A 6,800-nucleotide genomic window follows, 5' to 3' on the forward strand; every position below is an offset into this window, starting at 1 on the left:
TCACATTAGTAACAACTCAACGTGGCAATCAGGTCCACTGAGCCAACCCGCGGTGCACCAGCCGGCCGGAAACGGACCCCTCGATTTCCTCCACAGTCATCGCGACCAACAGGTGGTCGCGCCACGCACCGTCGACGTCGAGGTACCTCTCCAGCAGGCCTTCCTCGCGGAAGCCGACCTTGGCCAGCACCGCGCGACTGGCCGCATTCTCCGGACGCACCGTCGCCTCCACGCGATGCAGAGTGACCGGGCCGAAACAGTGGTCGAGGCCCAGGGCCAGCGCACCGGTCGCCACCCCGGCCCCGGTCACGGCACTGGACACCCAATAGCCGATCCAGGCCGAGCGCAGCGCCCCGTGCGTCACGTTGCCGATCGTGAGCTGACCACAGAACTGCCCGTCAAGTTCGATCGCGTACGGCAGCATCCGGCCTTTGCGCGCCTCCGCGCGAAGCCCGGAACACACCGCCGGCCATGACGAAACCGCATGCCGCACAGCCCAATCCACCTCTGCCGTCGGCTCCCACGGTTCGAGATGACGACGATCGGCCATTCGGATGCGGCTCCATAACGCCGCGTCGCGCATGCGCACCGGACGCAACCGGACGACACCGGCGCCGACCCGGAGTGGACCGACCGCGGCGGGCCATCCCGGATGCAGAGAACTGTTACGCCACAGATTCACAGTGCTCCGCGGTTCAGCCGCGCTGCGCAAGGAAGGCGACGTCGACGAGCTCGCCGGTCCGCACCTGATCAACCTCGGTGGGCACCACCACCAAGCAATTGGCCTCGGCCAGCGTCGCCAAGAGATGCGACGAGGCGCCGGGCGCACCACCGAGCGCCTGGACGAGATATTCGCCGGTGTCCTGGTCGCGCATCAGCTGGCCGCGCAAGAATCCCTTGCGTCCCGGCACCGACGAAATCGGCGACAACGCCCGGGCCTGCACGACACGCCGCATCGGCTGCCGTTTGCCCAACGACAGCCGGATCAACGGGCGAACCATCACCTCGAACACCACCAGCGCACTGACCGGATTGGCAGGCAGCAGGAAGGTCGGCACTCCCTCGCGGCCCAACTGGCCGAAACCCTGGACCGATCCCGGATGCATCGCGATGCGGCTGACCTCCATCTCGCCGAGCTTGGACAGCACCGTGCGCACGCTCTCGGCGGCCGCACCGCCGACAGCGCCGGCGATCACCACCAGCTCGGCGCGGTTGAGCTGACCCTCGACCACCTCACGCAGTTCCTTGGGATCGGTGCTGACGATGCCCAGCCGACTCACTTCGGCGCCCGCGTCCCGCGCGGCGGCAGCGATCGCATACGAATTCACGTCGTAGACCTGGCCGTTGCCGGGCGTGCGAGAGATATCGACGAGTTCGCCGCCCACACTGAGCACGGTCACCCGCGGGCGCGGATGCACCAACACCCGCTCGCGACCGACCGCGGCCAACAGTCCGACCTGCGCAGCACCGATGATCGCGCCTGCCCGCACCGCGACGTCGCCCGGCTGGACATCGTCACCGGCCCGGCGGACATAGGCCCCCGACCGCACCCCGCGCAGTACCCGCACCCGCGCCTGACCCCCATCGGTCCAGCGCAGCGGAAGCACCGCATCGGCCAGCGTCGGCATCGGCGCGCCGGTCTGCACCCGGGCCGCTTGTTTGGGCTGCAGCCGGCTCGGGGTCCGTGTGCCCGCTTCGATCACGCCCATCACCGGCAGGCTGATCTCACCGTCGCCCTGCTCGTCGTCGGCGTCGGCACCGATGCCCTGAACATCCACGCTCCGAACGGCATAGCCGTCGATGGCCGCCTGGTCGAAACCGGGCAGTGGATGTTCGGTGATCACTTCCTCGGCACACATCAGACCCTGTGCCTCGGCGATCGGCACCCGAACCGGTCGTGGCGCCACCGCGGCGGCCGCCACCCTGGCTTGCTGTTCCTCTACCGAACGCACCGCGCGCCTTTCTGCCTCGGAACCCGTCGCGCGGGCCCGGCGCAGCTTCTACTGTTCGGTCTTGCCGGCCAGGCCTAGGCGCGCCACCAACCACGCCCGCAAATCCGGGCCATAGTCGTCACGATCCAACGCAAAGTCAACCGCAGCCTTCAGGTAGCCGCCGGGATTTCCCAAGTCGTGTCGAGAGCCGCGATGCACGACGACGTGAACCGGATGGCCTTCCTTGATCAGCAACTCGATCGCGTCGGTCAGCTGGATCTCGCCGCCGACACCGCGGTCAACCCGGCGCAGGGCATCGAAGATCGCCCGGTCGAGGATGTAGCGACCGGCCGCGGCGAACCGTGACGGCGCGTCCTCCACCTTCGGCTTTTCCACCATGCCCTTGACTTTGAGCACGTTCGGGTTGGCCGCGTCCGGCACCGGCTCGACGTCGAAAACGCCGTAGGCGCTGATCTCCTCGTCGCTCACCTCGATGGCGCACAACACCGTGCCACCGCGTTTGGCCCGGACCTTCGCCATCGTCTCCAGCACGCCGGTGGGCAGCACCAGATCGTCGGGCAGCAGGACAGACACCGCGTCCTCGTCTGGGGACAGCACCGCTTCCACGCACCCGACGGCGTGACCCAGGCCCAGCGGCTCGTGCTGCACCACGGACTCGACCTTGATCAGGGCCGGGGCGCGGCGCACCTTCTCCAGCATCGCCTTCTTGCCGCGAGCCTCCAGCGTGCCCTCGAGCACCAGGTCCTCGACGAAGTGAGCGACCACGCTGTCTTTGCCCTCGGACGTCACGATCACCAAGCGCTCGGCGCCGGCCTCGGCGGCTTCCTCAGCGACCAGCTCGATACCGGGCGTGTCCACGACCGGCAGCAGCTCCTTGGGCACGGTCTTGGTCACGGGCAGGAATCGCGTACCCAACCCGGCCGCGGGGACGATCGCTGTACGCGGGATCGGGACCTCTGGCGGCCTCATCGTTCACACCCTATCGGCATCATGATGGCCCCTCACTCTGGCGCAATCGACACGCGCGCTGACATGGTGGACGGCGTGCTCGCCGGTACGAAAGCCCAACACAGGAAAGCCCTGTTGGCGGCGCGCCGCGCGGTTCCCGACGACGTCCGGGCCGCCGAAGTGCTGGCGCTCACCGAGCACCTCGGGCAGTTCGTGAGCCGAGCCGACACCGTCTGCGCCTACCTCCCGGTGGGCGCCGAGCCTGGTTCGCCGCAGATGGTCGACCGGCTGCACGAGCTGTGTTCCCGGGTGCTGTTGCCGGTGACCCGTTCGGGTGCCGACGGTGAGCCGCTGGCGCTCCTGTGGGGTGTCTACGTTCCCGGCGCACTGGTTGCGGCCCGGTTCGGTCTGTTCGAGCCCGCCGCGCCGTGGTTGCCAGAGACGACGGTGTCCGAGGCGGACGTGGTGCTGGTCCCTGCGCTGGCCGTCGACCGCACAGGGGTTCGACTCGGGCGCGGTGGCGGGTTCTACGACCGCTCGTTGGTGCTGTGCCGGCCCGGGGCCACCCTCGTCGCGGTGGTCCGCGACGAGGAAGTCCTCGACGAGCTGCCCAGTGAGCCACATGACATTCGAATGACCCATGCCCTTACCCCCAAACATGGCCTGTTCGCGCTGGCCGACACGTTGTGAGGCCATCGGCCTACCATGCACCCGAGTTGCCCCCCTCGAAACACTTTTTGCGGCATTTGGTCGCACCACCCCGCGCGGTATTGGCGGGAATGATACGTGCCACATAGCGGTTCTAGCACTTGACACGATAGAGTGCTAAAAGTCCAAGTTTCGTCCCGGAGGTTCATGTGCCGACCTACAGCTACGCGTGCACCGAGTGCGATAACCGCTTCGACGCCGTGCAGGCCTTCACTGACGATGCGCTGACCAGCTGCCCGCAGTGCACGGGCCGGCTGCGCAAGCTGTTCAACTCGGTTGGCGTGGTGTTCAAGGGCAGTGGCTTCTACCGGACCGACAGCCGTGATTCGTCGAAGAACACCAAGTCGGATTCACCTTCCTCGTCGAGTTCGGAAAAGTCCTCGAGTTCCACCGACTCGTCGGCCAGCTCGTCGAGCTCGAGTTCGTCGAGCACCTCGGCACCGGCCGCTGCGGCCTCCAGCTAGGAAGCCTTGGGGCTCGTCGGCTGGGCGAATTCGACTGAATAGCCGAGCAATTCGCTGCTCTCGTCCTTGACCGGACGGATCATGATGCGCGCCAGCGAGCCACCCGCAGTCGTCTCTTCGATGGGCGGGAACTGCTCGTTGAGAAGGTCCGTGGCCCGCAATTCGGCGAAGGTTTCCGGCGTGACTCCGATCAGATCCCAGATGTGCCGCCCGGCCGCTTCTCCCCTGTTGACGTCCATCGTCCGGTCAAAGGCCGTACTCGAGGCGACGACCGTGCCGGCCGGGTCCATGAACGCGATCGCGGCATCCGACTCGCACGTTTCGGAGCATTGGTGCGCCCGCAGTTCCAGGGACACCGGGACCGCCGATTCCGAGTTGCAGTCGGACACGACACGGGCGGACAGGATCCGGGGAACGTTGCTCGCCGGCGTCGGCCGACCGAACAGATAGCCCTGAGCCAGCTTGCATCCCATGCCCCGGAGTAAGTCCGCCTGCTGAGTGGTCTCGACTCCTTCTGCCACGACGGCCAGCCCCAGGCTGTGGCCCAGCCCCACCACCGCGGCAACGATCTTGCGACTCTGACGATGTTCGTGCATCGCCATGACGAAGCTGGCGTCGATCTTGAGCTTGGAGAACGGCATGGAGCTCAGCCACGTCAGGCTCGAGTAGCCGGTGCCGAAGTCGTCCATCGCGATCATGCAGCCGAGGTTGATCAGCCGGTCGAGCGTCCGCCGCGGCTGATTCAGATCTTCGATGAAACCCGACTCCGTGACCTCAATGTGCACGCGGCTCAAGGGAAATGACGAGTCGACTGCCGCCCTGGCGATCCGGGTCGCCAGCTCCGAGTTGCGCAACTGCGTGGGCGAGACGTTGAACCCGAGGAACAGGTGGTGCGGCCAATCCGCGGCGGCCTTGAACGACGTACGCATCAGTTGGTCGAGCAGCCGATCCAGCAGCCCGAAGCGATCGGCAACGGGGATGAATCGGTCCGGGGCGATAGAGCCTTGCGCGGGATCGTTCCACCGGGCCAGCACTTCGAATCCGAGAATACGGCCGTCATCCAGCGACACGATCGGCTGAAAGTACGGCTCGATCCCGCCACTGGCCAGCGCGGACAAGAGGTTGCGTGCGAGAAGCTGATCAGCGTTCAAGCTGCGCCTCCTTCTCACCCGCCCAGGCGCCGTAACTCTTGTTAGGCAACGTACAGGCAAAGCCATTCTAGAACAGCCGAAAAGCCAAAACGTGGCGTACGCAGCCCCGTTATCAACAGGCCGGAGTGCGTGGCGAATGCCTGACACGAGCCGCCCGCCTACGGTGACCGCATGGGTGAGTCCCTCGGTCCGACGCTGACAACCCGAATTCGGCAGCTGGTGCGACCCGACTTCACCCGGACAGTGCTGGCGCGCCGTGTCGCGGCGGGCGGGCTGGTCATTCTCGCCGCTGTCGCCGCCTTGCGGCCGGACCCGGGCGACCGACTGATCGAGGTGGTGGTCGCGGCCCATGATCTCGGCCCCGGCGCGGCGTTGTCCGTCGATGACGTCAGAATGGAAAAGCGCTCTGCCACAACGATTCCCGACGGCGCCCAGACCGTGCTCGACGCCGTCGTCGGCGCCACCCTGGCCGGCCCGGCCCGGCGGGGTGAGGTGCTCACCGACGCCCGGGTGCTCGGCTCGCGCCTGGCCGGTCTCAGCGCAGGGCCCGACGCACGGGTGGTGCCGCTTCATCTGGCCGACGCGGCGGTGCTCGACCTGATCCGGCCCGGTGACGTGGTCGACGTCATGGGCGCAGCGGACGCGCACACCGACGCCCAGCCGACCCTGGTGGCCTCCGATGCCGTCGTCGTGCTGGTGTCACCGAAGCAGAAGGCAGCAGGCGCGGGCGATGACCGGGTCGTGCTGATCGCCCTACCGGCCACAGCCGCGCACTCCCTGGCGGCGGCCACTCTGGTACAGACCGTCACCTTGACGATCCACTGAGCCGGCCAGGAGGTCGGCGGCTGACCTGCTCGACCCGTACTACCCTTCGAATTCTCGGGGCCACGGTTTTTATCCCAAGAGGCCAAAGCGAAAGGGGCAATATCGTGTTGAAAGGGTTCAAGGAGTTTCTCTCCCGCGGCAACATCGTCGACCTGTCGGTCGCGGTGGTGATCGGTACCGCGTTCACCGCCTTGGTCACCAAGTTCACTGAAAGCATCATCCAGCCGCTGATCGAGCGCATCGGAGCGGGCAAGAACACCGAGTACGGCATTCTGCGGATCGGGATCGGCGGCGGGCAGGCCATCGACTTGAACATCCTGCTGTCGGCGGTGATCAACTTCGTTCTCGTGGCGGCCGTGGTGTATTTCTTCGTGGTCGTGCCCTACAACCGCCTTCGCAAGAAGGGCGAGGTCGAGCAGGCCGGCGACACCGAACTGAGCTTGCTCACCGAGATTCGCGATCTTCTGGCCGACGCCAGTGGAACGCCAAAGAAGGTCACTGGCCCGGGGACCGGCCCGAGCCCCGATACGGCCGCGACGACGAGCGCCGACCGAGACTGAGGACCGCACGACAACAAAATGGCCCCCGGCTCGCGCCGGGGGCCATTTTGTCGACTTTTCAGGGAGTCAGTTCATGTTCCAGGGTTCGCCGTAGGTGGTGACGCTGTCACCGGCCTTGGAGATGAGCCGGGCGAAGGGGCGCAGGAGCACACCGCCGGCGGCACCGGTGACGGTGCCGTGGGCGTTGGCCAC

General features: G+C 66.8%; 9 protein-coding genes. 4 read left to right on the forward strand and 5 right to left on the reverse strand.

From position 1 onward, the window contains the following. Positions 1–28: 28 nt before the first annotated feature. Genes HPC46_RS28120 through HPC46_RS28130 form a run of 3 tightly spaced genes read right to left on the reverse strand, consistent with a single transcriptional unit; the run spans position 29 to position 2,921 of the window. Positions 29–682 (reverse strand): GNAT family N-acetyltransferase, encoded by a 654-nt coding sequence (locus HPC46_RS28120; protein ID WP_179475452.1) that lies wholly within the window; start codon positions 680–682, stop codon positions 29–31. A gap of 13 nt (positions 683–695) precedes the next feature. Then, the gene (glp, locus tag HPC46_RS28125) at positions 696–1,952 is read right to left on the reverse strand and encodes a molybdotransferase-like divisome protein Glp (protein ID WP_005139804.1); all 1,257 of its coding nucleotides are present in this window, start codon (positions 1,950–1,952) and stop codon (positions 696–698) included. 48 nt (positions 1,953–2,000) lie between these two features. Next, positions 2,001–2,921, reverse strand: coding sequence for a UTP--glucose-1-phosphate uridylyltransferase (locus HPC46_RS28130; RefSeq protein ID WP_005139803.1), 921 nt, complete (start codon positions 2,919–2,921; stop codon positions 2,001–2,003). A 63-nt stretch (positions 2,922–2,984) separates the two neighbouring features. Between HPC46_RS28130 and HPC46_RS28135 the strand changes: the two genes are divergently transcribed. Together HPC46_RS28135 and HPC46_RS28140 are read left to right on the forward strand one after the other, a co-directional pair. Then, a complete protein-coding gene (locus HPC46_RS28135; RefSeq protein WP_179475453.1) occupies positions 2,985–3,590 on the forward strand; it encodes a 5-formyltetrahydrofolate cyclo-ligase in 606 nt (201 codons plus the stop codon). A gap of 167 nt (positions 3,591–3,757) precedes the next feature. Further along, positions 3,758–4,072 (forward strand): FmdB family zinc ribbon protein, encoded by a 315-nt coding sequence (locus HPC46_RS28140; protein WP_005139797.1) that lies wholly within the window; start codon positions 3,758–3,760, stop codon positions 4,070–4,072. Here HPC46_RS28140 and HPC46_RS28145 read toward each other — a convergent pair. Then, entirely contained in the window at positions 4,069–5,223 is a 1,155-nt protein-coding gene (locus tag HPC46_RS28145) for a sensor domain-containing phosphodiesterase (protein WP_179475454.1), read from the reverse strand. The genes HPC46_RS28140 and HPC46_RS28145 overlap by 4 nt on opposite strands. A gap of 171 nt (positions 5,224–5,394) precedes the next feature. Here HPC46_RS28145 and HPC46_RS28150 point away from each other — a divergent pair, with 171 nt between their 5' ends. Next, entirely contained in the window at positions 5,395–6,048 is a 654-nt protein-coding gene (locus HPC46_RS28150; RefSeq protein WP_179475455.1) for an SAF domain-containing protein, read from the forward strand. Positions 6,049–6,152: 104 nt separating this feature from the next. Beyond that, on the forward strand, positions 6,153–6,608 hold the full coding sequence (gene mscL, locus HPC46_RS28155; RefSeq protein ID WP_179475456.1) for a large-conductance mechanosensitive channel protein MscL: 456 nt from the start codon (positions 6,153–6,155) through the stop codon (positions 6,606–6,608). 66 nt (positions 6,609–6,674) lie between these two features. Here mscL and HPC46_RS28160 read toward each other — a convergent pair. Beyond that, positions 6,675–6,800 (reverse strand): MspA family porin (locus tag HPC46_RS28160; RefSeq protein WP_179471683.1); only part of this gene is annotated, 126 nt, incomplete at its 5' end.

The organism is Mycolicibacterium vinylchloridicum, from assembly GCF_013404075.1.
Taxonomy (GTDB): Bacteria; Actinomycetota; Actinomycetes; order Mycobacteriales; family Mycobacteriaceae; genus Mycobacterium; species Mycobacterium vinylchloridicum.